The 24957-nt window shown below is 54.2% G+C and carries 20 protein-coding genes and 1 pseudogene; 9 read left to right on the top strand and 12 right to left on the bottom strand.

Features of this window, described 5'->3' with window-relative positions; genetic code table 11:
• Position 1: 1 nt before the first annotated feature.
• From G6L28_RS04490 to G6L28_RS04465, 6 genes are all read right to left on the bottom strand, one after another.
• Positions 2-478 carry a hypothetical protein gene (locus tag G6L28_RS04490; protein WP_174062493.1) on the bottom strand — a complete coding sequence of 159 codons (477 nt, stop codon included), beginning with the start codon at positions 476-478 and terminating at the stop codon, positions 2-4.
• A gap of 44 nt (positions 479-522) precedes the next feature.
• A complete protein-coding gene (locus G6L28_RS04485) occupies positions 523-753 on the bottom strand; it encodes a hypothetical protein (RefSeq protein ID WP_174062599.1) in 231 nt (76 codons plus the stop codon).
• 398 nt (positions 754-1151) lie between these two features.
• A complete protein-coding gene (locus G6L28_RS04480) occupies positions 1152-2171 on the bottom strand; it encodes an LLM class flavin-dependent oxidoreductase (RefSeq protein ID WP_174062598.1) in 1020 nt (339 codons plus the stop codon).
• A gap of 99 nt (positions 2172-2270) precedes the next feature.
• Positions 2271-3359 (bottom strand): quaternary amine ABC transporter ATP-binding protein, encoded by a 1089-nt coding sequence (locus G6L28_RS04475; RefSeq protein WP_174062597.1) that lies wholly within the window; start codon positions 3357-3359, stop codon positions 2271-2273.
• Entirely contained in the window at positions 3352-4239 is an 888-nt protein-coding gene (locus tag G6L28_RS04470) for an ABC transporter permease (RefSeq protein ID WP_174062596.1), read from the bottom strand. Before G6L28_RS04470 ends, G6L28_RS04475 begins: the two co-directional genes overlap by 8 nt.
• Positions 4240-4353: 114 nt before the next feature.
• Complete coding sequence (locus G6L28_RS04465; protein ID WP_174062595.1) at positions 4354-5355, bottom strand: ABC transporter substrate-binding protein; 1002 nt, start codon at positions 5353-5355, stop codon at positions 4354-4356.
• Positions 5356-5782: 427 nt separating this feature from the next.
• On the opposite strand from G6L28_RS04465, the gene fba reads away from it, so the two are divergent.
• The 3 genes from fba (at position 5783) to G6L28_RS04450 (ending at position 9508) form a co-directional block, all read left to right on the top strand.
• Positions 5783-6847, top strand: a complete 1065-nt coding sequence (gene fba / locus G6L28_RS04460) for a class II fructose-bisphosphate aldolase (protein ID WP_174062594.1) — start codon at positions 5783-5785, stop codon at positions 6845-6847.
• 204 nt (positions 6848-7051) lie between these two features.
• Positions 7052-7711, top strand: coding sequence for a peroxiredoxin (locus G6L28_RS04455; RefSeq protein WP_174062593.1), 660 nt, complete (start codon positions 7052-7054; stop codon positions 7709-7711).
• Positions 7712-7885: 174 nt separating this feature from the next.
• Positions 7886-9508 (top strand): ABC-F family ATP-binding cassette domain-containing protein, encoded by a 1623-nt coding sequence (locus G6L28_RS04450; RefSeq protein ID WP_174062592.1) that lies wholly within the window; start codon positions 7886-7888, stop codon positions 9506-9508.
• Positions 9509-9564: 56 nt separating this feature from the next.
• Here G6L28_RS04450 and G6L28_RS04445 read toward each other — a convergent pair whose 3' ends face one another.
• The 3 genes from G6L28_RS04445 to G6L28_RS04435 form a co-directional block, all read right to left on the bottom strand.
• Entirely contained in the window at positions 9565-9798 is a 234-nt protein-coding gene (locus tag G6L28_RS04445; RefSeq protein ID WP_174062591.1) for a DUF2171 domain-containing protein, read from the bottom strand.
• Positions 9799-9932: 134 nt separating this feature from the next.
• Positions 9933-11681, bottom strand: a complete 1749-nt coding sequence (locus G6L28_RS04440) for a chemotaxis protein (protein WP_174062590.1) — start codon at positions 11679-11681, stop codon at positions 9933-9935.
• A gap of 170 nt (positions 11682-11851) precedes the next feature.
• Complete coding sequence (locus G6L28_RS04435) at positions 11852-12625, bottom strand: helix-turn-helix transcriptional regulator (protein ID WP_174062589.1); 774 nt, start codon at positions 12623-12625, stop codon at positions 11852-11854.
• Positions 12626-13440: 815 nt separating this feature from the next.
• Between G6L28_RS04435 and G6L28_RS04430 the strand changes: the two genes are divergently transcribed.
• From G6L28_RS04430 to G6L28_RS04410, 5 genes and pseudogenes are all read left to right on the top strand, one after another.
• Positions 13441-14424, top strand: coding sequence for a fibrinogen-binding protein (locus G6L28_RS04430; protein WP_174062588.1), 984 nt, complete (start codon positions 13441-13443; stop codon positions 14422-14424).
• A gap of 153 nt (positions 14425-14577) precedes the next feature.
• Positions 14578-16608: a hypothetical protein gene (locus G6L28_RS04425; RefSeq protein WP_174062587.1), complete on the top strand. Its 2031-nt coding sequence runs from the start codon at positions 14578-14580 to the stop codon at positions 16606-16608.
• Between the two features lie 25 nt (positions 16609-16633).
• Positions 16634-18807: pseudogene (locus G6L28_RS04420) on the top strand (type I secretion system permease/ATPase).
• Between the two features lie 5 nt (positions 18808-18812).
• Positions 18813-20165, top strand: coding sequence for an HlyD family type I secretion periplasmic adaptor subunit (locus tag G6L28_RS04415; protein WP_174062586.1), 1353 nt, complete (start codon positions 18813-18815; stop codon positions 20163-20165).
• A gap of 69 nt (positions 20166-20234) precedes the next feature.
• A complete protein-coding gene (locus G6L28_RS04410) occupies positions 20235-20726 on the top strand; it encodes a hypothetical protein (RefSeq protein WP_174062585.1) in 492 nt (163 codons plus the stop codon).
• Here the strand turns inward: G6L28_RS04410 and alkB are convergent.
• Together alkB and G6L28_RS04400 are read right to left on the bottom strand one after the other, a co-directional pair.
• The gene (gene alkB / locus G6L28_RS04405) at positions 20721-21374 is read right to left on the bottom strand and encodes a DNA oxidative demethylase AlkB (RefSeq protein WP_174062662.1); all 654 of its coding nucleotides are present in this window, start codon (positions 21372-21374) and stop codon (positions 20721-20723) included. The two genes, G6L28_RS04410 and alkB, sit on opposite strands and share 6 nt — an antisense overlap.
• 2 nt (positions 21375-21376) lie before the next feature.
• Complete coding sequence (locus G6L28_RS04400) at positions 21377-22012, bottom strand: hypothetical protein (protein ID WP_174062584.1); 636 nt, start codon at positions 22010-22012, stop codon at positions 21377-21379.
• Positions 22013-22164: 152 nt separating this feature from the next.
• Here G6L28_RS04400 and G6L28_RS04395 point away from each other — a divergent pair, with 152 nt between their 5' ends.
• Complete coding sequence (locus tag G6L28_RS04395; protein ID WP_174062583.1) at positions 22165-22884, top strand: metallophosphoesterase family protein; 720 nt, start codon at positions 22165-22167, stop codon at positions 22882-22884.
• Between the two features lie 172 nt (positions 22885-23056).
• Here G6L28_RS04395 and G6L28_RS04390 read toward each other — a convergent pair whose 3' ends face one another.
• Positions 23057-24868, bottom strand: a complete 1812-nt coding sequence (locus G6L28_RS04390; protein ID WP_174062581.1) for an IlvD/Edd family dehydratase — start codon at positions 24866-24868, stop codon at positions 23057-23059.
• Between the last annotated feature and the right edge of the window lie 89 nt (positions 24869-24957).

The raw sequence follows: 24957 nt of genomic DNA, 5'->3' as shown, positions 1-24957 counted from the left end.
TCTACTGCCCCTGAGTCAGACGTTTCATGGAAGACAGGACCGATTGGGTGAGCGAGGAGAGGAGTGCGTAACCCACTGAGACCTGCTGCATTTTCTCGAATTCCAGCATAGCCCTGCCCGTTTTCGGCGACACTTCGCCATCGTCGGCACCGCTGGACATCTCACTTGAGCGCTTGCTCTCCGGCAAAGAAAACAGCGAGGTCAATCGCTGAAAAATCGGAAACGAACCTGGATGCTCGCCGGAACTCAAACCGCTCACGCTGTGGTTTGAGCGATCATTCGTCACGACGCTTGTCGTATCGAAAGGAGAAATCCGTCGCTGCTGCGTATCACCGATACTGGCAACATCGGCTTTGGACGCCGACTCCGCGGTAGGAGAAGAGATGAAGGCATCATCAAACTGAGCAGCAACGTTCGGCTTCGTATCGAAACCACCTGAAACAGGCGCAATGCCTTGCGGAAGATATCCATCGCTCACCGGCAACTCCTACTCGATACTCGCGGGGCCCATGCCGATGCAGCTTATTCAGAATCCGCTTCGTTGATCGCTTCTTTGGCGAAATCAAAAAGTTGGCCATTGAGCATCAGCTGATTGGTAATCATGCCCGGCAAAAACGAGTCTATGATCTCGCTTTCCATTTCGGGGGAAATTTTCCCCGACGCGTCCTTGGAGAGACTTGACGCCTTCTTGTCCGCATCGACGGCATCTAAACCGACATTTCCAAGGCTTGAACTGATCGATTCCACCGCCATGTCATTTCCTTCCCAAAGAAAATTGAATGTGAAATTGGTAGTTTTGAGCATTTATATTGTCAATATACATTCTTTAATCGATGTTTAACCGAAATTATAATGTAAATAATATAATATTCTAAAATATATTCATTTATATACTTCTAATTATCTAATTTACGCTTTCTAAAATTACGATAGAACAAATGCTTCTCTTTCTAGAACAATACATAAACTGCACGGAAATGGGAGACAGCGGAGTACACAGCGGCGACGCTCAAGTACAAAATGGAAGTTCGCCTCTTATTGTGTCTCGTAATGTAACAGCACAGAAAGCGACAAGCGGCGGCTCTATAAGCGCGAACCGGTATAAGCCGGTGCCGCCAACGCGGCTCCGGCTTCAATATTTTATTCCAAGATCAACGCCAGCCGAGTGCCGGTGCAACATGCTTGAGGATCGCATCAAGCACATGCACGTTGTATTCCACACCCAGTTGGTTCGGAATCGTCAACAATAGGGTATCGGCTTCGGCGATTGCCTCATCCTTCGCCAGTTCTTCAATCAGAACATCGGGTTCTGCGGCATAGGATCGGCCGAATATGGCTCGCGTGTCGGCTTCGATATAGCCGATGCTATCCTGGTCCTTACTACCACCGAAATACGCCCTGTCCCGGTCATCCACCAACGCAAAAATGCTGCGGCTGACTGAAACACGCGGCGAACGCGTATGTCCCGCTTCCTTCCAGGCATCGCGGTAGGCTCTTATCTGCGCTGCCTGCTGGACATGGAACGGCTCACCTGTTTCGTCAGTCTTCAATGTCGAACTTTGCAGGTTCATTCCCTGCTTCGCGGCCCAGATGGCGGTGGAGTTGGAACTGGCACCCCACCAGATTCTTTCCCTCAACCCTTCGGAATGCGGTTCCAATCGCAAAAGTCCAGGCGGATTTGGAAACATGGGACGCGGATTTGGTTCGGCAAAGCCTTCGCCTTTCAGCGCTTCGAGAAACACCTCCGCGCTGTCGCGGCCCATATCCGCGTCGCTTTTACCGTCCGAGGGCCGATAGCCGAAATAGCGCCACCCATCGATCACCTGTTCGGGCGAGCCGCGGCTCAATCCCAACTGGAGACGACCATTCGAGATCAAATCCGCGGCACCTGCATCTTCCACCATGTAAAGCGGATTTTCGTAACGCATATCGATGACGGCCGTGCCGATTTCGATTTTGCTCGTGCGCGCACCGACCGCGGCCAGCAGCGGAAATGGCGACGCCAGCTGGCGTGCAAAATGGTGAACGCGGAAATATGCCCCATCCAGACCGATATCTTCCGCAGCCACTGAAAGCTCGATGGACTGCTGTAAAACATCTTTGGCGGAGCGTGCGTGGGAGTGGGGCCCAGGACCCCAGTGACCGAAGGAGAGAAAACCAATTTTCTTCATTGTCATCTACCTGATTGAGCAATCTTGTCCGTTGCCGGAACATATAATGCGCAATCCAATAGAATGCCCGGTGAAGATGGTGAACACTCTGTTCAGCTATCAGGCAGCCGTACCCTTTATTTGCGGCCTCTCAACGTGCGCTTCGGACGCGCCGGGCGCATTGACCATGGCGCTGGCAAGCTGACGAAGGCTGACCACGCCGACTTTTTCGCCGGCAGCATTGACGACGACCGCCTCCTCCAGACCTCTCGCCGTGACAACGCGAACGGCATCCTCGACGTTGGTTTCTTCATGGATAGACCAGCCGCCCGTTGCGCTGCCTGATCGATCGGACGTCATGACGGCGTCGACATTGATAACGCGACCCCTGTTCACTTCCTTGACGAAGTTTGCGATGTATTCATCAGCAGGGCGCAGTACGATATCCTGACGCGTACCCTGCTGAATAACCTCACCGTCCCGCAGAATAGCGATCTGATCTCCCAGTCGCAACGCCTCGTCGAGATCGTGCGTAATGAAAACGATGGTTTTCTTTATCTCTTTTTGAATATCCAGAAGTACCGTTTGCATGTCCGTTCTGATCAGCGGATCGAGAGCAGAATAAGCTTCGTCCATCAAAAGAACCGGGGCATCGTTGGAGAGAGCCCGCGCAAGACCGACGCGTTGCTGCATGCCGCCCGAAAGCTGGTTCGGATACTTCTGTTCGAAGCCCTTCAAACCGACGCGGGCCAGCCACCCCATGGCGATTTCGACACTTTTTTCCCGTGGCATGCCCTGAACTTCAAGGCCGTAAATCGTGTTGTCGAGAACGTTTCTGTGCGGCAGCAAGGCGAATTTCTGGAACACCATCGCCGTCTGGTGTCGTCGGAATTCGCGTAGTTCGGTCGGGTTCATCTTCACGACATCCACACCGTCAACCAGAACCTCGCCCGCAGTCGGATCGATCAGGCGGTTGATGTGCCGGATGAGCGTGGACTTGCCAGAACCCGAAAGACCCATGATGACCTGAATGCAGCCGGAGGGGATATCGATGTTGATATCCCGCAGGCCCAGAACATGGCCGTGCCGATCGTTCAGTTCGGTCTTTGTCAGTCCATTGCGCACGGCATCTACATGGGCTTCAGGGTTTCCGCCGAAAATTTTGTAAAGGTTGCGGATTTTGATGCCGCCGAAAGCATGTTCAGCCATGGGCAATTTCCTGATGTTTCTGGAGCCGTTTGCCGTAGGCCTGGCTGATACGATCAAAAATTATGGCGATGCCGACGATAGCAAGGCCGTTGAATATGCCGAGAGTGAAATACTGGTTGGCAATAGCTTTCAAAACCGGCTGACCGAGACCCTGAACACCGATCATGGAGGCGACAACGACCATGGCAAGCGCCATCATGATCGTCTGGTTGATGCCCGCCATAATGGTCGGCAGCGCCAGCGGAAGCTGGACCTTGAAGAGCTTCTGCCAGCCGTTCGAACCGAAGGCGTCTGCCGCCTCTAGCACGTCCTTATCCACCAGGCGGATACCGAGGTCAGTCAGGCGGATCATGGGTGGAATGGCATAAATTACGACGGCGATAAGCCCCGGCACCTTGCCGATGCCCAACAGCATGACGACCGGAATAAGATAGACGAAGCTGGGCATGGTCTGCATCACGTCCAGCACAGGATTGACCACGCGCTGGAAGCGATTGGACCGAGACATGGCGATACCCATCGGCAGGCCGATGACGATGGAAAGTACGGTACAGACAAAAATCATCGAGATCGTCCGCATGGTATCCAGCCACATGTCGAAGTAGCCGATGGCGAGCAGCGTAACGAGACAGCCGATTACGATTTTCACGCTGCGGCTGGCAAACCAGGCAATGGCAAGAATAATAAGAATGATGATCGGCCAGGGTGTTTGCGTCATGAAACGCTCTGCCGAAATCAGAAAATGCTGCAATGGCGAGAAAAAGCTTTCGATTGTCCCGCCCCAGGCACGCGTAAATTCGCGGAAGGTGTCATCAATCACCTTCTTGAGGTTGCGGAGCGCGTCGTCATCCATGTGCGGAAACGTGTAAAACCAGTCCATTTATATCCCCTTCAACATGGCTTTCGCCAGGTGTGCGTAAACATGCGGCGACGTCTCGTGCCGCATGTCCCATTCGCAGGCTGCCAGATTGGAAAATCCGGTGCCGGGGAAACGTCAGAGTGAAGCCTTGACCTTTTCTGCAACTTCAGGGGAAACCCACTTCGTCCAGACGTCCGGGCTTTCCTTCAGAAAATGCTTGGCACCGTCTTCACCAGTCGCCTGATTGTCTGTCATCCACGCCATCAGCTTGTTGACGGTTTCGTTGCTCCATGAACGTTTATCGAGATAACCCATGACATCCTGTCCGGCCTTATCGGCAAAGGATTTGGATACTAGGGTAACGACATTGTCGGTCGGCCAGTCGTTCGGCTTTGGATCAGGGCAATCGGCAACCGTGTTGCAACGCTTCCATTCCGCCGGGTCGGCAGGAACACCGTGACCGAGCTTGACCATCTCGTACTTGCCGAGCAGCGCAGTTGGAGACCAGTAGTAACCGACCCAGGGCTGCTTGCGCTCATAGGCCTTTGCAATGGAACCATCGAGACCTGCAGAAGAGCCACTATCGATCAGGTTGAAACCAGCCTTCTCGGCGCCATAGGCCTTGTAGAGTTGCGATGTAACGATGGTGCCACCCCATCCCTGCGGGCCATTGACGATAGCGCCCTTGCTTGAGTCTTCAGGGTCGGGAAAGAGCTTGGGATTCTTGAGAAGATCCTGAATGGTCTTGATGTCGGGGTGCGCATCCGCAACATATTTCGGAATCCACCAGCCCTGGACACCGCCATCCGGCAGGGCCGTTGCAGCCTTGACCAGCTTGCCTTCCTCTATACCGCGCTTGACGATATCCGGAAGCAAGTCCACCCAGGCTTCTGGAGCGATATCCGGCTGACCCTTTTCCACCATGGAGGTAATAGTTGGAACCGTGTCGCCGATGGTGATGTCGGCGCTGCAACCAAAGCCTTCGTTGAGAATGATCTTGTCGATATTGGAGAGCACTTCGGCGCTCTGCCAGTTCATGCTGGCGATGGTCGGGCTCCCGCATTCGGCGGCGCTTGCAGCATAGCCGCCACCAAGCAAACCGAACATCAGACAGGTCGATGCAAGCAGTTTCTTCATCTCAAGTTCCCTTTATTGGCGGCTCTTTATAAAAGATCGAGCGCGCCGCAACCGCCCGTCTCAACCCTTGTCTTTTGCAAGTTCTTAAGGATGATGGCTTGAACAAGGCTCGCAACCTGCGCGGAAAACGACCGGTTTTTGCCCAACTACGACAGCCCTCTCTGTTTTGATCACAGCGGATAGAAATCTGCCGTACATTATCAATTATGGAAGTATGCGAGGGACCGCATCGCACGATGCTCCGAACGCTAGTGTTACGCAAAATCGCTTTTATGGAAATGAAAATTATCAAAAAAGGCTGGATACTTATCGCCGTCGCGACAATAGTGTCGTTTGCCGCTCTAGCGATAGACTGGTGACAGCGATCAGGACGACTACCACTTCAAAGTGGTGGTTACCAAACGGAATTTTTAAAGGGGGAAATACCTTGGCTCGAATAACGCTCCGTCAGTTGCTCGATCACGCGGCTGAATATGGATATGGCGTACCTGCCTTCAACATCAACAACATGGAACAGGCTCTTGCCATCATGGATGCGGCAAGCGCGACAAACGCTCCTGTCATCATGCAGGCCTCCCGTGGCGCGCGCGCCTATGCGCACGACATCATGCTCAAGCACATGATGGATGCGGTCGTGGAAATTTATCCTGACATTCCCGTTTGCGTTCACCTCGATCATGGCAATGAGCCATCCAACTGCATGACGGCAATTCAGGCGGGCTTTACCTCGGTCATGATGGACGGCTCGCTGAAGGCAGACGGCAAGACGCCCGGCGACTGGGAGTATAATGTCGGCGTTACGCGTCAGGTCACCACGATGGCGCATTACGGCGGCATTTCCGTAGAGGGTGAACTGGGCGTTCTCGGTTCTCTCGAGACCGGCATGGGCGAAGCTGAAGATGGCCATGGCGCCGAAGGTGTTCTGTCCCACGACCAGTTGCTGACCGACCCCGATGAGGCAGTAAAGTTCGTCCGCGAAACCAAGGTCGACGCCCTGGCCGTTGCAATGGGAACCAGCCACGGTGCGTACAAATTTACGCGCAGGCCAGATGGCAGCGTTTTGGCCATGAATGTCATCGAGGAAATTCACCGCAAGCTGCCAAACACGCATCTTGTGATGCATGGTTCCTCTACTGTTCCGCAGGATTTGCAGGACATCATCAACGCCTATGGTGGCGCAATCAAACAAACCTTCGGCGTACCGATCGAGGAAATCCAGCACGGCATCAAGAATGGCGTGCGCAAGATCAACATCGATACGGATTGTCGCATGGCGATCACCGGTCAGATCCGTCGTGTCCTAACGGAAGAGCCAGCCGAGTTCGACCTTCGCAAATATCTGAAGCCCGCGCGCGACGCGATGACCAAGCTTTGCAAGGAACGCTTCGAACTATTCGGAACTGCTGGGCAGGCCAATAAAATCACGCCTGTACCTCTGCGGGAAATGGCGAAGCGCTACGCGTCTGGCTCACTCGATCCAGTCATTTCCTGACGGGTAATACTGAAAGCTACCGGCCGCCCCATCCGGCCGGTAGCCAAACTTGCAATTCCCAAAAAGCCTTTGAGCAAAATATTGCGGGTGTTGGCCGTCAGAGGAATTCTATTTCCTGACCGTCGTCAGTTCTAGACGAACGTTTGGCGACAAAGCCGGTGGTAGGAGACAATATCGACGCCTAGGCTATTTTCGGAGCAGGCAATGACGTTGCGTATCAATCAGACCGCGCCAGATTTTACGGCAGAAACGACACAAGGCGAGATCAATTTCCACGATTGGATCGGTGACAGCTGGGCTGTCCTGTTTTCCCACCCCAAGAATTTTACGCCGGTCTGCACAACAGAACTCGGCGCAATGGCCGGTCTCGATGCGGAATTCAAGAAACGCAACGTCAAGGTCATCGGCATTTCAGTTGACCCTGTCGCGAGCCATGACCAGTGGAAGCAAGACATCAAGACCGCGACTGGTTTCGAAGTCGGATACCCGCTGATCGGCGACAAGGAACTGAAAGTAGCGAAACTTTACGACATGCTGCCGGACGACGCGGGCAGCAGTTCCGAAGGCCGTACCCCTGCCGATAATGCGACGGTTCGTTCTGTTTACGTTATCGGCCCCGATAAAAAAATCAAGCTGATCCTCACCTATCCAATGACGACGGGCCGCAACTTCGATGAAATCCTGCGCACCATCGACTCCATTCAGCTGACGGACAAACATCAGGTGGCGACGCCAGCCAACTGGCAACAGGGCGACGATGTCATCATCACTGCCGCGGTATCGAACGAAGATGCGATCAAGCGTTTCGGCTCCTTTGATACTGTTTTGCCTTACCTGCGCAAGACCAAACAGCCACAAGCCTGACACCTCCCAAGGGCAACGTAAATGGGAAGCGCCGAACCCGGTGGCTTCCCATTTGTGGGTCTAACGACATCGATACGCCCACATCTTTGGTAGTGGAGCCAATCAACGGGTGACATCGGGGTATCGCCCGTGGCATAGGGGCGCAACGTCCTCTATCCTTTGGTCTTCCGCTCCATGATCCGCATCGAAAATATCAGCAAATCCGCCAGCCACCGCATTCTCTACATCGAAGCTTCGGCTGCGCTGAACCGCGGAGAGAAAGTTGGCCTCGTCGGCCCGAACGGCGCAGGCAAGACAACCCTCTTTCGAATGATCACTGGTGAGGAGTTGCCAGACGAAGGGCAGGTCGCGGCTGAAAAGAATATCACTATCGGCTATTTCAACCAGGACGTTGGCGAAATGTCCGGGCGCAGCGCGGTCGCGGAAGCCATGGAAGGTGCAGGTCCAATAAGCGTCGTCGCCGCAGAGCTTCGCGAGCTTGAAGCCCGCATGGTCGACCCGGACCAACTCGACCAGATGGACGAAATCATCGAGCGCTATGGCGAGGTGCAGGCACGCTACGAAGAGCTGGATGGTTATTCCCTCGAAGGTCGTGCCCGCGAAGTTTTGGCGGGCTTGAGTTTCAGCCAGGAAATGATGGACGGCGACGTTGGCAGGCTTTCAGGCGGCTGGAAGATGCGCGTTGCGCTGGCCCGCATTCTCCTGATGCGACCAGATGTGATGCTGCTCGACGAACCGAGCAACCATCTGGATATCGAAAGCCTGATATGGCTCGAAAATTTTCTGAAAACCTATGATGGCGCACTGCTGATGACCTCGCACGACCGCGAGTTCATGAACCGCATCGTGAACAAGATCATCGAAATCGATGGCGGTTCGCTCATAACCTATACTGGGGATTATGGGTTCTACGAACAGCAGCGAGCGCAGAACGAGAAGCAGCAGCAAGCGCAGTTCGAGCGCCAGCAGGCAATGCTTGCCAAGGAGATCAAGTTCATAGAGCGGTTCAAGGCGCGCGCGTCTCATGCGGCTCAGGTGCAAAGCCGCGTGAAGAAGCTGGACAAGATCGAGCGCGTGGAGCCGCCGCGCCGCAGGCAAACGCTCTCATTCGAATTCCTGCCGGCGCCACGCTCCGGGGAAGATGTCGTTTCACTCAAGCAGGTCCATAAGGCATATGGTAGCCGCACGATCTATGAGGGCTTGGACTTCATGGTTCGGCGCAAGGAACGCTGGTGCCTGATGGGCGTAAATGGCGCTGGTAAATCTACCCTTCTGAAACTTGTGACCGGAACAACCGAGCCGGATAATGGAAGTGTCACGATTGGCGCGAGCGTCAAGCTTGGCTACTTTGCGCAGCATTCAATGGATTTGCTTGATGGTGACAGCACTATTTTGCAGTGGCTGGAACAGCGTTTTCCAAAGGCCGGTCAAGCACCGCTTCGCGCGCTTTGCGGTTGCTTCGGCTTTTCTGGCGATGACGTGGAGAAGAAGTGCCGCGTTCTCTCCGGTGGTGAGAAGGCTCGCCTTGTCATGGCGGCAATGCTGTTCGATCCACCAAACTTCCTCGTGCTGGATGAGCCGACCAACCACCTTGATCTCGACACCAAGGAAATGCTCATCAAGGCGCTGAAGGAATATGAGGGGACGATGCTCTTCGTATCGCACGACCGCCATTTCCTTGCGGAGCTTTCCAATAGAGTATTGGAACTGACCCCCGATGGGATCCATGAATACGGTGGTGGTTATAAGGAATATGTCGAGCGCACCGGAATGGAAGCGCCGGGACTGGTATCGTAGGAACAAATGAAAATGCGGCTCTAGGGCCGCATTTTTCGTCTTAAGACAAACGATGCTCAGTTCACCGTTTCCCAGCCGTTGCGAACATCTGAAGCCGATTTGCTAAGGTGAACATGCGCGTCGACATGATCGACCCAATCCAGCGGGATAAGGTGGTGCTTACCATCCGCGGCGTCGTTTTTGGTCAACTTGATACGGCTCTCGCCCTCCATATGGTCCACAGTGCCGACGTGGCTACCATCGGCAGCAATAACGTCCATATGTTCGCGGATGCTTGTTGCAGAAAACATGGGACATTTCCTCCTATCTTGTGTTTACAAGGGAGAAAATGTTCAGGAAACCCATTCGTTCCTAGTTTTTTTGCACCGGGGCCGATGCACACCAAGATCCTACAGAGCGACTGCACACATTTATGCGGCGTGCTTTAGAATAAAGCATCGGCGAAAAGATCATCGTCATCCTCCACGGGCGACGATACAGATGATATTGTGGGGCTAGACGAGGACGCACCTGGCGGAAAAAAGCGCAGATGAACGTCACGTTCCTGCGACATCGTGTAAAGCTTGAAGATACGACTTGTAAGCGGTTCTATTCTGTCGGCAAAATCAGAAACGTCTGCTTCAAAGCCTTGAGAAAGCTGGGCCGCAATTCCGCAACACTCGCTGATGGTCGCCCCGAGTTCACTTTCGAAATCCAAGGTGACGACGGCTGCGCTAATCCGGCTGAATACGGCTTGACCTTCCTCAGCCAAAGCCTGCATTCCATCGTCTATCTGAGACTTCGCCAGCCTGATTGACTCCAGCGCCTCATGGAGAGGTATGCTGATATCTGCGGAAAGGCCTTGCCCTCCTTTTACCAGTGTCTGAGTTGCTGCCTCCACGCGTTGGAGCTCATCCACGATGGCATCCGCCGGTGTCTCTAGTTTGGCTGCGAAGACACGCATTTCACCGCTCACGACATTGACGGAGCGACCTTCATCACCCAGCTTGGAGCAGCGAAGATTGGAATTCAGCGCCATATAGTGAATATCGATCTTGATCGAACGAAGGACTTCTATACCCCTGAGCAAATCCTGCGCCCTTTGGGTTACAGACGATACGACCTCGTCCGCATCGGCGCTGCTTCCCTGAACGCGCTCGGCAAGTTTGCAGGCTTCCAGGATATCTTTTTCCATCAATGAAAGAATATTGGCGTCGCCGCTGGATGTGTTTTCCAACAGTTGGTCACGCATTGAAAGTATGCGGGCGGCATCGTCCGTAAAACTCGATATGCTGGTGAATATCTTGCTGCATTGCTTCTGAAAATCCGCAGCCGTCTCATCCATCTGCGCACAAGCAAGCTGCATGACGGCTTCATGAAGCGTTTCTTGCTCGGCGGCGCTGATGCCCCTACCCTCGTTTGAACCAACGAACTCCTCAAGATGAGCAAGAGTGCTTTGAATATGTTCGATACGTTGACGGGTGATGTCGCCGATCTGCAAGGCAGATAGGACGGACGCGATCTTTCCCTGCACTCCCTGCGCAATCTTTTTAACCTGGGCGGCAACATCCGCCATTTCCTTATGCTGAGACGCTATTCGGCCCGAGTTCTCGTTCAATCCCGCAATAATTTGCGGAATTGTAGCACTAAAATCCGCCAACGTAGACGTCGAGAAGGACCGGGCTTTTGTCAGTTGCAGACGCATAGCTTCAAGATTTGCCGCAAACCGTCCGACCTCATCGGCACCGGATTGAATACGCTCGCGTATCTCGTCGGCAAAGCCCGCGAATTCCGAAAGGCCCGCTCCGGCTATCTTGACTGTGACTGCAAAGGTTTTCAGATAACGGATCGTTTCATGAATATCTTGGATGTGCTCCCCGGTCGCGGCACACATGCTTGCCAAAGCTTCAAAGCCTTCTCGGCGCTTCTGTTCGGTCTCGGGAAGGTTTGCGAGATTGGCAATTGTTGTGTGCAGGCCTGACGCGGCAGCATTCGCCGTCTTGCCGTCAAACGTGGCGGTCATGCCATCAAGAATGCCTATGAGATCGTTGAGAATTTCCATTACGGAAACAAGGACCGCGCCGCCATCCAGAAATCTCTTCTCGATGCGTGCGTGAGCTGCTGCAAGCTTGGAGTTGAACTCCGTCCGGCGATCCTGCCTGTAGGTCGTCTGTGCCTTGAGCGTGGTTTGCATTATTTTTCCGATCCTGTTTGCCTGAAAAACTACAGGCGACCGGAAAACGACAGGTAAACTTAAGCCGTGCGAAAAGCCCAAAGCGCATTTAGGGTTAATATATGGATGCAATCACACGTTAAACGGCAGTATCTTTGCGCTGCCGTTTAGCCCTTGCAGTCACCATAGCGTCAGTTGCGCCACTTTACGCCTTCAGCAGCCCCGTCATCCTTATGGAAGAAGCGGGATGCAGCCTCGGTTCTGTTGCGAACATTCATCTTCTTATAAATGTTTCGAACATGAACTTTAACCGTGTTTTCGGAGAGATGAAGCCGGTCGGCTATGATCTTATTCTGCGTACCCTTGCATAGCAGATCAAGTATCTGCACTTCACGCGTTGTAAGTGCAGAGAACTCATCTTTTTTTGCAGCCAGTGCATCTGCGCGATTTGCGACCACCGAACGGGCATCGTAAACCGTGCGGGAAGACACTTCAGGGCCTGCGGTCAACCTGCCAAGAAGAGCGGACGGGAAATGCTCTCCGCCTTTGATCAGCAGGTCCACAGCCGCCATAAAGACGTCCAACCTTAGATTGAGAGGCAACACGCCGTCAATAATACGGGTTTCCACCAGTTGCTTGAGATAAGCCTCGATCATGTCGATTGCGTCGATGACGAGAGCGATCTGCGAATCTGGATGCTTCAGTTGAAGCTCTCCGAGAAGCTCGTTCAGCCTAGAGCCAGACAAACGATAAAGAAGTACGAGCTTTACATCCTTAGTATAACCATCCGGAACGGTGCCGAATGGGCCGGCGCTGACAACGTCGCAGGCAGGAAATTTTTTTCCCAATGCCTCAACAAGACATTCGGAAAAAAGATCTGCATTTGCAACGACGAGGATTGTACCATTTGTCATGAGTGGCTTGGTCTGCTTCGCATCTATTACTCTGGACGCAACCATGAACATATACGCCTCCCTGTAGCGTTACGCAGTTGTATTAGTTTTATTCTTGCAGGAACATTCAACACACACGAGAATTTCTGTGGGCTAGTGATGTTGCGGACAGCTACCGCTAGTTATTTATTAATCACGAAAACTAGTACAAAATTTCTACAAAATAAATTGCCCGAAAGGGTTACGGCACATATTAGCGAAAAAAAATGCGCCAAAAACAGGGATGAAAGATGGGCTAATTAAGGATACTGAAAAATACATATTAAAAATAAAAGCCTTTGGTTTTGTTTTAATTCTAAATTATCCTTTGGTTGTGCTTATGATTTTTTATTTCGCTTTTGACAGTTGGTTTTAGGCCTAACATCGTGTTGCAGAAATGTATCATTCGTGCACCGTTCCGCACGGTGATGGAGCGATAGATGTCGGCTCATCTCACCTCTTCCGCCGTGCTTAATCCCATTTAGCAGCTAGAAACCAGCGGGCAACTTCGACACATTCAGCGCCGTTGCCACGAAGCGCAACTGATCGGCCTTCCGAGCAGAACTTTGTGTTTGCGTTGCTGCAAGTGGAAACCGGCAAAAGACCAGACAACTGAAGCATACAGCCTGCATCGTTCGCGATGGAGAATGGATACGCGCATGTCTAATTTATTGCGTCTTGCGCACATCCCAAAAGCAGAGAGCCCTGAAAGGGCCGATCAAACCGCAGGCGAGAGGTAGTGTGTACGTCTGCACCGTGTGAAACAATCGGAGTGAGCGCGAGCAAAATCCCATTTAAGATGAGAGGGATTTCGAAAAGCTGCTCCGAACTTTTTCGGAGGGTACGAAATGGGAAATCATCCACAACAAGCTAGTGGCGACGACATCACCAAAATCGGTGCGCTCGCAGATGGCTTTGCCAACACAGCGACAAATGACAGCTCTGTAGAAGACAGCAATGTCGGCGTCGGCAATGGCGGAAATCGCGACAATACCTACAACACCCAAGACAATAGTCAGAATCTGGATGTTGATGCGAAGGTCCAGGTCGCGACCGATAACGGTGACGACCGCAACAATAGCTACGACTGGAATTACGATAGCAAGACGCATACCGACGTCGACACCAACACGACGACCAATTCGAACAACACGACAGTCAATGACAACGACACGCATGTGAAGAGCGATTACGACTGGAGCTACGATTCCAAATCAACAAGCATCAGCGACAGCGACAACAAAACAATCACCCACACGGACGTCGACAATAAGAGCTTCAGCTACTCCAATACGGACACGGACATCAAAACGACGTCTGACAGCTTCAATACCGCTTTCTCAAAGACCGATACCGATTTCTCGACCATAGAACATGTCAAGGACATCGGAAATCTCGGTGTTGCAGGCGGTGACCTCACCTTCAATATCGGTGACGACTTCTCCTTCTCCCTGAATGTCGACAGCATCCTCAATAACTCGCTGAATGGCGATGGCAACGACTCGGCATTCAGCCTTGTTCAGGCCAACCACATCGCCGATCAGGACTACGCCTACAACGTCAACATGGATAACCAGGGCGCAAACAACCAGCTCTCCGCCAATGGCGGCTCGGCAACGGGTGCAGAAGGCGTGGATATGGACGGAAAGGGTTGGGACCTCAAGGCCCACGACGACATTACCGGCTCCAGTTCCACGAACGCTTCGGCAATCCTCGCGAACTCCGGTTACCATCTGGAACTGGTGCAGGGTGCGAACCTCCTCACCAACTCCTTCGATGGCAGCGTCATCGGCGGCGACTCCCACCATGTGGGCGAAGACGGCGGCGCCTGATTATTTCCTCTCCAAGCGACAAGACTGCACCGGCATCCGCCGGTGCAGTTTCCGGTTTGAACGCCGGAAGACAGGCTGACGTGCGCGCAGTGTGAGGCAGATCCAGTCCTCTCAGGCGGCACGTGATCAGCGTGTTCGAGAGGAGGATCAATCATGTATACTGATAAAATCACAGACATGATCGCCCATTTTATCGGGCTGTTCGACGCGGAAACCGAAGAAGCCCGCTTGCACGCGCGATATATCGAGGGCCATGCGATAGACAACCCTCACGGCCTTCCATCGTCGCACGACACCGATATTCCCTATCAGATCGACGGTACCGAGCTTCAGGATTACCAGCCCGGCGTAAAATATCGCGCCCCGCATGACGGCTTGCATCACTCACATGGCGCCAGCCATCTGGCCCAAACTTTTGAAGCCAGTCTCCGCAGGCTTTCCGAGATCGCATCCAAAGCGGTGATTGCGCCTCATTTCAATCCACAGGGCAGCGGCTTCTCTTACGAAGAACCGCAGGAACTGCAACTCTTCGCCGGTCCCGGCTCCACAATCGCCCATCTGTCACAGGTAAACCTGCTGTTCGATGACGACTATCTGAACATGACGGATGGTCCGAACACGACCCGCGATACGACCTTCGTTACACTTCGCACCACGGAGTTCTATAACGAAGCCCAGCAGTTCACCCCATTCAGCACGTTCCACCGCACGGACACTTATGACGGCGTACAGGCCATCGCCAAAACGGTGCATGATTATGTAGAGAACGCGCAAGAACATGATATCGCCTCGCTTGGAACACGTGCCAACCAGGACTTTGTGCTGGCAGATCATTCCATCAGCGGCACATATATGAACGGCGCGCTTGTGAGCGCTCACCCGGATGTCAATGATTACATGCCCGACCGGGGCATCGCCAAACCGGCGTCAGAGCCTGAGAAAAGCGACATTCCGCTGGAAGACCACAGCGCGGCTGGCAACAAGCTCGATGTCGCGGCAGGCGGCAACTTCGTCGCGAATGTCGTCGCAGTAACGGAAACCGGCATCATCTCGCCCGTCATGGCGGTGATGGGCAATTACCATCAGATCGACGCGATCACGCAGTCTTATGTCTACAGCGATCACGACGAAATAGGCTCGGTGTTTTCCAGACAGGAAGATCACGCCGCAACCGTCGCAAACAACATCGCGTCGTTCGAGCGGACCACTTGGCAAAGCAGTTCCGACGCAAGCCATGCAGATGATGCCAAGGATACAACGATATTTCCGAACGCATGGCGCGTGAGCTATGTCGAAGGCGATGTGTCCTTCGTCCACTGGATCGAGCAATATCACTTCGTTTCCGACAACGACACGATGACCGTTACCACATCCGGCGCGGATGCAAGCGTGCTGACCGGAGGCAACAGCGTTCTCGACCTTGCCAAGTTTCTCGGCATCGGCATGCAGTATGATCTCGTCATCGTCGGTGGCAACGTCATCGACATGAACATGATCTCTCAACTTTCCGTGCTCTACGACAATGACACGATCCATTCGTTGGACGGTTCGGGCACCGGCAGCATCGTGCAGTCCGGCAACAACCTCATCTGGAATGAAGCTTCGATCCACAATGTCGGGGGCAACGACCGCTTCGCCGCCGTGCCGGATTACATGCACGACACCGTCAATGCGATCAACGACAGGGACCCGAATATGCCAGCGGGACTTGCACATGATGCAAATTTCGCGGGCTATTCCGGCCTCAACGTCCTCTACATTACCGGCAATCTCTACGACGTCACCTACGTTAAACAGGTAAGCGTTCTGGGCGACGCCGATGATGTGACGCAGGCTGCCTCAAAAGTTCTGGCGAACAATGAGCATGCCGATGTTCATATCGATACCGGCAGCAACGCTGTCGTCAACATAGCCCAGATCGTCGATTACGACAGCTTCGGCGGCTCAACCTATGTGGCCGGTCATCTTTATTCGGATGCGGTTCTCATCCAGGGCGGCATCATTGAAAACGATGCCACCCAGCCTCATCCAGCGGGCGCGCCACTAGCAAATGAAGTCATCGCCTTTCTCGGTGACGACCACACATCGACAGACCACAGCGCAGACGCCGTCATAACCTCTGGACACGACCTTTCCTGGTCGCAGGCCCATCCGGTCGACGTCATGCAAACAGCCGTTGCCTAAAAACGGCGTCCCAGGGGAACAAAAAATGGATCACATTTCCAGAAACAAAATCGAGCAAGGCCGGGTCGTAGACCTGGCGAGTGGGAAGAACGGCGACGGCGGTAAAAACGCGGCAGAAGCCTGCGTGGCCGCGATCAACGATGCCGTCGAAAACCTGCGCCAGCTTTCCACTCCCCCGGCCCCCCCCGAGCAAATGGTTCAGCGTGTTGAGCCTCGCATACATACAAAGGAGCGATTGGAGGCGGGTAAAGACGTGCCGCACGTTCAACCGGTCATGCGCGATGCGCCCAGCAACAAGGCCGATCTGAAATCGCCGCCTGAAATTCCGTTCGTAAAAACCATCGACAACAACAATGGCCCATTACGCGAAAACGAACGCCGCCCACTAAATGGCGGTGGCGGAAACGGCAGGACGCCAGAATTGAATGGCGGCGGTGGGGGTGGCGGGGGTGATGGAAGCCACAGCGGCTTTCACAAGCGTAGTGAACCAGTGAACTTTGCAGCAAGCCTTGCAAAGGGCATTGCCGCAGTTCGGCGTAACATGGTCATCGTTATGCTTTTCACCATCGCCATCAACATTCTCCTCTTAGCAATACCGCTCTACCTCTTCCAGATTTCCGACCGCGTTCTGACCAGCCGTTCCATGGATACGCTGGTGATGCTCACCATCGCAGTAGTAGGCGCGGTGTTGCTGCAGGCTTTCATGGATTCCATCCGCCGCTTCATTCTGATGAGGACCGCGGTGGAGCTGGAGGTGCAGCTTGGTGCTCCTATTCTCAGTGCCGCAGCGCGCGCGTCGCTGCATGGGAGCGGCAAGGATTATCAGATATTACAGGACCTTCAGCAACTCCGGTCATTTCTTACATCCGGCACGCTGATCGCCTTTCTCGATGCGCCCTTGATGCCACTCTTCGTCCTGGTGGTTTATCTCGTCCACCCGCATCTCGGCATCATCATCATGGCCTGCTGCGCCGTGCTATTCCTCATCGCATGGCTGAACCAGAAGTTTACGGCGAAACAGTTTGCGGAAGCCAACGGCTATATCAGCCGTGCAAATTTTCATCTCGATAGCATGTCGCGCAACTCGCAGATCATCAATGCTCTGGCCATGATCCCCGAGGCTGTGAAAATGTGGGGCCGGGAAACCGCAGGCTCGCTGAAATCGCATGTCGCCGCGCAGGATCGTAACATCATCTTCTCAGGCGTTTCCAAGGCCTGCCGCATGATAACGCAGATCGCGCTGCTTGGCTGGGGCGCGCATCTTTCCCTATCCGGTGAATTGACGGGCGGCATGGTGATTGCCGCATCCATCGTGTCCGGTCGCGCTCTGGCCCCAATCGAAGGCGCCATTGAAGGCTGGCACCAGTTCAACAAGTCCGCCTCCGCTTATGGGCGTATCAAACAGCTGCTAATCAATTCGCCGCTGAACTTTCCCCGCCTGCGCCTGCCCAACCCGGAAGGACGGCTGGACGTCGAGCGCATTCTATTCGTTCCGCCTCCCCAGAAGAAGGTGATACTGAACGGGATTTCCTTCTCGCTCAAAAAGGGAGAATCCCTCGCCATTATCGGCAATTCCGGCTCCGGAAAAACCACGCTCGGCAAGATGTTGGTCGGCTCCGTTCTACCCACCTCCGGCAATGTGCGCCTCGATCTGATGGATCTGCGTAACTGGGATCAGCGCCAGTTCGGTGAGAGCATAGGCTATCTGCCGCAGGACGTGCAGCTTTTCCCCGGCACGATCAAGGCCAATATCTGCCGAATGCGCGACGATGTGGAGGATCGGCAAATCTTCGAAGCTGCCGTGCTGGCGGATGTTCATGAACTGATCGCCGGTTTCCCGCAGGGCTACGAAACAGTCGTCGCTGCAGATGGCGCTCCGCTCTCCGGCGGACAGAAACAACGCATCGCCCTTGCCCGCGCCTTCTTCGGAGATCCGAAATTCGTGGTCCTGGACGAGCCGAACTCCAATCTCGACACGCAGGGCGAACAGGCGCTGGCAAAAGCACTGCTTCACGCCAAGAAGCAGGGCATCACCACGGTTACGATCACACAGAGACCAGCCCTTTTGCAATGCGTAGACAAGATCATGATCCTGAAGGACGGCTCGGTCGCGATGTTGGCGAACGCATGGATGTGCTGAAGGCACTTTCCGGCAACAAAGCTCAGCCAGGTGATCAATCTCCGCAGATAGAGGGTTGAAAACAATGCTTTTCGGAAAAAAGAACAAGACGGATGAGCAGGGTCAGATCGAGTGGTATAGCGAAGTGCCGCGCTCTATCAGGGTTTACAGCGTCACCGGCCTCGCCGTCCTTTTCGCCTCTTTTGGCGGCTTCGGATATTGGGCAGGCACCGCGCCACTTTCCTCAGCTATCATTGCTCAAGGCAGCTTCGTTGCCACCGGCAACAACAAGGTCGTGCAGCACCTTGAAGGCGGCATTATCAAGGAAATGATGGTCAGCGAAGGTGACGTGGTGAAGGAAGGCGATGTGCTTCTGACCCTGGACAAGACAGCGGCACTATCCAGCGAACGCATGTTAAAACTGAAACAGCTTCGCCTTGAGACCATAGTCACCCGTCTGCGGGCGGAAGCACAGGGCGACAAGTCCTTCAAAGTCCCTGACATCGTCATGGCTGAGGCCAGCGATCCCGACATCAACTCTATTATCCAGAGCCAAAACGTTGTTTTTCACAGCAAGCTTAATAAGCTTGAGGAACAACTTAACCTCACAGAGAAGAACATCAAATCTCTGGAGTTTCGTTATACCGGCTATCAGGGCCAGAAAGCAGCCTTTGAACGGCAACAGGCGCTTCTGATTCAGGAACGTGATTCCAAGGCACAGCTTGCCAAGGAAGGCGTCATTCGCAAGACGGACATCCTTGCGCTTGAACGGGCCATCGCGGATTCCATGGGTGACATCGCCCGGCTTGATGGCGAAATGAACCAGAGTGATGCGGAGATCGCCAAATTCCGTCAAGAAGCGGTTATCGCCGTCAACTCCAACAAGCAGGCGGCATTGGATGCTCTTGAAACGGCGGAATCGGATCTCGACAGTGTTCGCCAGCAATTGCGCGAGGCAGCGCAGGTTCTGGATCGGACGGTGATCCGCTCTCCTGTCAACGGAACGGTTATCCGCTCCTACTACCATACCGCTGGCGGCGTCATCACGACAGGCAAACCGATCATGGAAATCCTGCCAGCCCATGTGCCGCTCATCATCGAAGCCCAGGTTTTGAGAACCTCCATCGACCAACTGCATGAGGGAGAAACAGCAGCAATCCGCCTGTCCGCCCTAAACCGCCGCACGACACCGGTTTTGACCGGTAACGTCTTTTACGTTTCTGCCGATAGCATCGAAGAAAATGCAGGCTTGCAGGTCAAGGATGTCTATATTGTCCGCGTCCAGATTCCAGACGAAGAAATTGCCAAGGTGCATGGTTTCCACCCTGTACCTGGCATGCCAGCAGATGTGCTGATCCAGACCTCCTCTCGTACTTTCTTCGATTATCTCGTGAAACCGATCGAAGACAGCATGTCGCGCGCTTTCAAGGAAAGGTAGCTCGAACGGAGCAATGGTATTTCCCTTCATCCGCGTTATCATGTTTTGAAACGTGGATGGAGGGGCGTCATGGCGGCAATGTCCGAGGTTTTATTGCTTGTCGGTCGTTTGAACTACGTCTGGACGAACACCGAAAGTCTGCTGATTTACGTCATAGCCCACTTGTTGAAGGTAGACAAAGAAGGGGCGGTCGTCGTTTTCCTGACCTTGAATACCACCCGCGCCCGTATCGATCTCGTCGAGCGCCTCGCCAAGCTCCGCTCCACATCAGCCGCTGACCGAAAGGAAGTGCTGGGTGCCATGGCGCGATTGAAAAAAGAGTCGAAGATGCGCAACAAGTACAATCACTGCATCTACTCTTTCGATGAAAACGGCGACATCTCCAGCACGCAGCTCATGCGGCTGGTGGAGGACGACAAACAGGTTCGCTATGGCAAGGTCGAGCCGGTAGACGATCAGGAAATAAAGTCTCTGGAAAAGTCGATCGCAGAGATAGCAGCAATCAGCAAGGACATCTGGAGTTTCGTCAAAAAGAGTGACCGAGTTTCGGGCTTGCTATAGCCCCGCATACCGGAAGGTCAGGTTGTAGCGGAAGCGCCCTGTCCGCTCGTGAATTCCATCCTTCAACGTCAATACGCCGTGGTAAAACAGCCGCGATGGACCGCCCCACACCACGACATCGCCGTGCTGAAGCTGGTATTTGCGCACCGGATCGTTGCGATTGATACCGCCAAACTGAAACGTCGCGGGCAAACCTAACGAAACAGAGACAATCGGGTTGGCAAAGTCCTTCTCGTCCTTATCCTGATGCAACGCCATCTTAGCACCGGGTTGATAACGGTTGATGAGACAGGCGTTCGGAACGAAGTGAGGAAACCCCGCTTGCTTGGCTGCATCGATGGCGAGCGACAAAAAATGTTCCGGCATTGATGGCCACGCTTTACCAGTTGTTGGATCGAGCCGCTCGTATCGATAACCGCGCCGATCAGTAACCCAGCCAAAGTCGCCGCAGTTGGTCATTGCGACCGACATGGGAAACCCGCCCGGCGTAACCATGTTCCGAAAGGGCGCAAGCCGGGAAATATGCTCGACTTCATCGAGGAAATCTTCGGCGCCCGAGGATGCGAAGCTGCGCATAAGCACTGCTTGTTCGGCCATCTCTTCACGCGACGGCTGAGAAGGCTCCAGCCCCGCAAACAGGTCAGCCATCATCATGCAGCCTTCCGGCTTGCCGTTTCTACCGAACGATGAAGCACCGGCTGGTAACCTGCGGCAAGGGTTCTGAGAGTGGATGGCGGCGTCAACAAACCTTCGATGAATGGTAAATTTCCAGCTCTTTGATAGCCCTCCGGCGTCCAGCGAAATGCTTCGCCGCCAGCTACTAGATAGGCGTTTTTATCCGAAGCGATCATTGCTCCATCCGGCAGTTCATCAAGCGTAGAAAGCAGAACGTTTAACCGCTTCTTCTTCAACTGCAATCTCTCTTTATGCAGAACGCGATCGATATCACTGGCCGATGGTCGCGTCCGGCCATTGCCCTCTGCCCATGCCGCCCTGAACTGTCCCGCCTCTTCCCGGCGGCACAGAAAGCAGGGCCGGTGCCCTGCGGCAAGCGCCGTTGCCTCATCGAAGAAGAACAGCTCCGTCCAGCTTCTGGTCGCCATGACATTGCGGCGCACATCTTTATAAGTGCAACTGCATATCAACCATGCTTTTGATGTCCAGCGCTTGGAGGTCAGTGTTTTCGTTTCGGGATCATGAATGATACCGCGATTTCCCGTAAATAGCCCACGAAGAGGCAGGGAAAGAACGTCCCCGAATGGATCAACCCGGTTTTGCAGCGGCATTTCCTTCCTCCCTCGTTTGCTGAGCGCACCCATGAAACTACATGGAAAATAGACAGTTTTAGGGAAGAGTAATTAGTCTGGTCGTAAATGTTAGATTAATTTCGATGGACCATACCGTATGATAAATGCTCCTCCAGAATACGGTAATCGACATGCGACAGAAACTGTTTTCCTCGGAACGACCGGATGTCGTCTACGCAGTGGGGGATGTGCACGGCTGCCTTGACCTGCTTCACGCCCTGCAAAGCAAGATCGAAGCCGACGCGGAGCAGGAAAGTGGTTCGAAATGCCTGATCATGCTCGGGGACTATGTGGATCGCGGCCCGAGATCAGCACTGGTTCTCGAAGAGCTCATTCAGCCGATGCGCGGCAATCTTCAGCGATACTGCCTTGCGGGGAACCACGAGGAAACGATGCTGGATTTCATCCGTAACCCCTCGCATGATCATCTCTGGCTCGAATTCGGCGGCGGGGAGACCTTGCGATCCTATGGAATGCGCGAGATACCTTCCGATGGTCGTCACCTGCGCGCACTCATACAGCAACACATTCCACAACGGCACATCGATTTCATCGCCTCCCTGCCCTCGCTGATATCGATACCGGGATTCTGCTTCGTCCACGCAGGTGTGGTCAACGGCGTTCCGCTGGAGCAGCAACTGGACAAGCATCTGCTATGGATTCGGCCAAACGAGCAGGCTGCGCCGACCGTCGCTAACCCGTTCCTGACAGTCCATGGACACACGCCGATCAGACAGGTTGCGCTGGTCAATAACAGGCTGAACGTCGATACCGGCGCATTCATGACCGGTCGTCTTTCCGCGGTTAAAATAAAAGGCGACGCGGCAATTACGGTCTTTCACTCGGACTGAGCGGCGAAAAACGATAGGCCGGAAGCTGACCTTTGTCATCCGGGACCTGATCGGGAATCCAACGCGATCAAGTCCTTAATTTTGAAAGGCTCTTTCACCGTGCAGACACGGTGCCGCATAGAAAAGCCACCGCCTGAAATTCAGACGGTGGCTTCACGTTTATAAACCCAAATTAGTGGTTATCGCGCGGCAGACCCTTGGTCTGTGCGATGCGCTGATACTTCACCGCAGGCTCAAGCACCGCGCCGGTTTCCATCTGGCTGACGATGCCGCGCTGGATTTCCTGCCATGGCGTCTGGTGATCCGGGAATTTGTAGCCGCCATCGGCATTGAGAGCCTCATAGCGTTTCGCCAGTTCTTCGCCTGAAATCAGGATATCCGCCTTGCCCTGACCTACGTCGATGCGAACGCGGTCACCGGTTTGCAGCACAGCAAGACCACCGCCCGCCGCCGCTTCCGGAGAAGCATTGAGGATCGACGGGCTGCCGGAGGTTCCGGACTGGCGACCATCACCGATGCATGGCAGCGAGGTGACGCCCTGCTTTAGCAGGTAATCCGGCGCGCGCATGTTGACCACTTCCGCAGCACCCGGATAACCGATGGGGCCTGCACCACGCATAAACAGAACCGTGTTCGCATCGATACCGAGCGACGGATCGTCGATGCGGTGATGGTAGTCTTCCGGTCCATCGAACACGACCGCCTTGCCTTCGAAGGCTTCCGGGTCGTTCGGGTTCGAAAGGTAACGATCACGGAATTCCTGACTGATAACGCTCGTCTTCATGATCGCGGACGAGAACAGATTGCCGCGCAGAACGCGGAAACCGGCGCGTTCCTTCAGAGGCTGATCGAATGGACGGATGACCTTTTCATCTTCGATGATCGCACCACGGCAGTTTTCGCCGATGGTCTTGCCGTTTACCGTCATCGCGTCTTCCATGATGAGACCCTGGTTCATCAACTGGTTGACGACGGCGGGAACACCGCCTGCGTGATAATAATCTTCACCCAGATATTCACCGGCTGGCTGGAGGTTAACCAGCAACGGGACTTCTTCGCCATAGGTCTGCCAGTCATCGACCGTCAGTTCGACGTCGAGATGGCGGGCAAGACCGTTCAGATGGATCGGCGCATTGGTGGAGCCGCCGATGGCCGAATTGACGCGGATGGCGTTGATGAAGGCATCTTTGGTCATGATATCGGAAGGCTTGAGATCTTCCTTGACCATTTCCACGATGCGAAGGCCGGTGAGATAGGAGATTTCCTGGCGGTCGCGGTAAGGTGCCGGAATTGCGGCAGAGCCCGGAAGCTGCATGCCCAGCGCTTCGGCCAGCGAGTTCATCGTCGTTGCCGTGCCCATGGTATTGCAGTAACCGGTAGACGGGGCTGACGATGCAACGAGCTTCACAAAGCCCTGGTAATCGATTTCACCCTTCGCCAGAAGTTCGCGCGCCTTCCAGACGATGGTGCCGGAGCCGGTGCGCTCCCCACGGAACCAGCCGTTGAGCATTGGGCCGACTGAAAGGGCGATGGCCGGAATGTTGACGGTGGCCGCCGCCATAAGACAGGCAGGCGTGGTCTTGTCGCAGCCGATGGTCAGCACGACGCCATCCAGCGGATAGCCGTAGAGAACTTCAACGAGGCCAAGGTAGGCAAGGTTACGGTCAAGACCGGCTGTTGGGCGCTTGCCGGTTTCCTGAATAGGATGAACCGGGAATTCGATGGCAATACCACCGGCTTCACGAATGCCTTCACGAAGACGATGAGCGAGTTCAAGATGGTGGCGGTTGCAGGGTGACAGATCCGAACCCGTCTGCGCGATACCGATGATAGGTCGATCTGACTGCAATTCCGCCTGGCTGAGACCGAAATTCATGTAACGCTCTAGATAAAGCGCCGTCATATCTGCGTTTGCGGGGTTATCGAACCACGCACGCGAGCGCAGCTTGCCTTTGGTTGCGGGTAGATTGTTCTGATCTGTCATTGGTTTGGTCTCCAGCCGGAAATGGCGCACGGGTAGGACAACAGGATTGCGACGAGCTTATGATAAGAGGCGAAAAAGAAATCCAGACG

This window comes from Agrobacterium larrymoorei (assembly GCF_013322225.1).
Taxonomy (GTDB): Bacteria; Pseudomonadota; Alphaproteobacteria; order Rhizobiales; family Rhizobiaceae; genus Agrobacterium; species Agrobacterium larrymoorei_A.
The sequence above is the reverse complement of the archived record's forward strand: the minus strand, read 5'-3'. Positions and strand labels throughout refer to the sequence as shown.

Excerpts from the sequence above, each read along its gene's own strand:
- G6L28_RS04390 (WP_174062581.1), bottom strand. The coding sequence starts at position 24,868 with ATGACAGATCAGAACAATCTACCCGCAACCAAAGGCAAGCTGCGCTCG.
- G6L28_RS04400 (WP_174062584.1), bottom strand. The coding sequence starts at position 22,012 with ATGCCGCTGCAAAACCGGGTTGATCCATTCGGGGACGTTCTTTCCCTG.
- G6L28_RS04415 (WP_174062586.1), top strand. The coding sequence starts at position 18,813 with ATGCTTTTCGGAAAAAAGAACAAGACGGATGAGCAGGGTCAGATCGAG.
- G6L28_RS04465 (WP_174062595.1), bottom strand. The coding sequence starts at position 5,355 with ATGAAGAAACTGCTTGCATCGACCTGTCTGATGTTCGGTTTGCTTGGT.
- G6L28_RS04430 (WP_174062588.1), top strand. The coding sequence starts at position 13,441 with ATGGGAAATCATCCACAACAAGCTAGTGGCGACGACATCACCAAAATC.
- G6L28_RS04435 (WP_174062589.1), bottom strand. The coding sequence starts at position 12,625 with ATGTTCATGGTTGCGTCCAGAGTAATAGATGCGAAGCAGACCAAGCCA.
- G6L28_RS04445 (WP_174062591.1), bottom strand. The coding sequence starts at position 9,798 with ATGTTTTCTGCAACAAGCATCCGCGAACATATGGACGTTATTGCTGCC.
- G6L28_RS04425 (WP_174062587.1), top strand. The coding sequence starts at position 14,578 with ATGTATACTGATAAAATCACAGACATGATCGCCCATTTTATCGGGCTG.
- G6L28_RS04395 (WP_174062583.1), top strand. The coding sequence starts at position 22,165 with ATGCGACAGAAACTGTTTTCCTCGGAACGACCGGATGTCGTCTACGCA.
- G6L28_RS04475 (WP_174062597.1), bottom strand. The coding sequence starts at position 3,359 with ATGGCTGAACATGCTTTCGGCGGCATCAAAATCCGCAACCTTTACAAA.
- G6L28_RS04480 (WP_174062598.1), bottom strand. The coding sequence starts at position 2,171 with ATGAAGAAAATTGGTTTTCTCTCCTTCGGTCACTGGGGTCCTGGGCCC.
- G6L28_RS04455 (WP_174062593.1), top strand. The coding sequence starts at position 7,052 with ATGACGTTGCGTATCAATCAGACCGCGCCAGATTTTACGGCAGAAACG.
- G6L28_RS04410 (WP_174062585.1), top strand. The coding sequence starts at position 20,235 with ATGGCGGCAATGTCCGAGGTTTTATTGCTTGTCGGTCGTTTGAACTAC.
- alkB (WP_174062662.1), bottom strand. The coding sequence starts at position 21,374 with ATGGCTGACCTGTTTGCGGGGCTGGAGCCTTCTCAGCCGTCGCGTGAA.
- G6L28_RS04470 (WP_174062596.1), bottom strand. The coding sequence starts at position 4,239 with ATGGACTGGTTTTACACGTTTCCGCACATGGATGACGACGCGCTCCGC.
- G6L28_RS04450 (WP_174062592.1), top strand. The coding sequence starts at position 7,886 with ATGATCCGCATCGAAAATATCAGCAAATCCGCCAGCCACCGCATTCTC.
- G6L28_RS04440 (WP_174062590.1), bottom strand. The coding sequence starts at position 11,681 with ATGCAAACCACGCTCAAGGCACAGACGACCTACAGGCAGGATCGCCGG.
- G6L28_RS04485 (WP_174062599.1), bottom strand. The coding sequence starts at position 753 with ATGGCGGTGGAATCGATCAGTTCAAGCCTTGGAAATGTCGGTTTAGAT.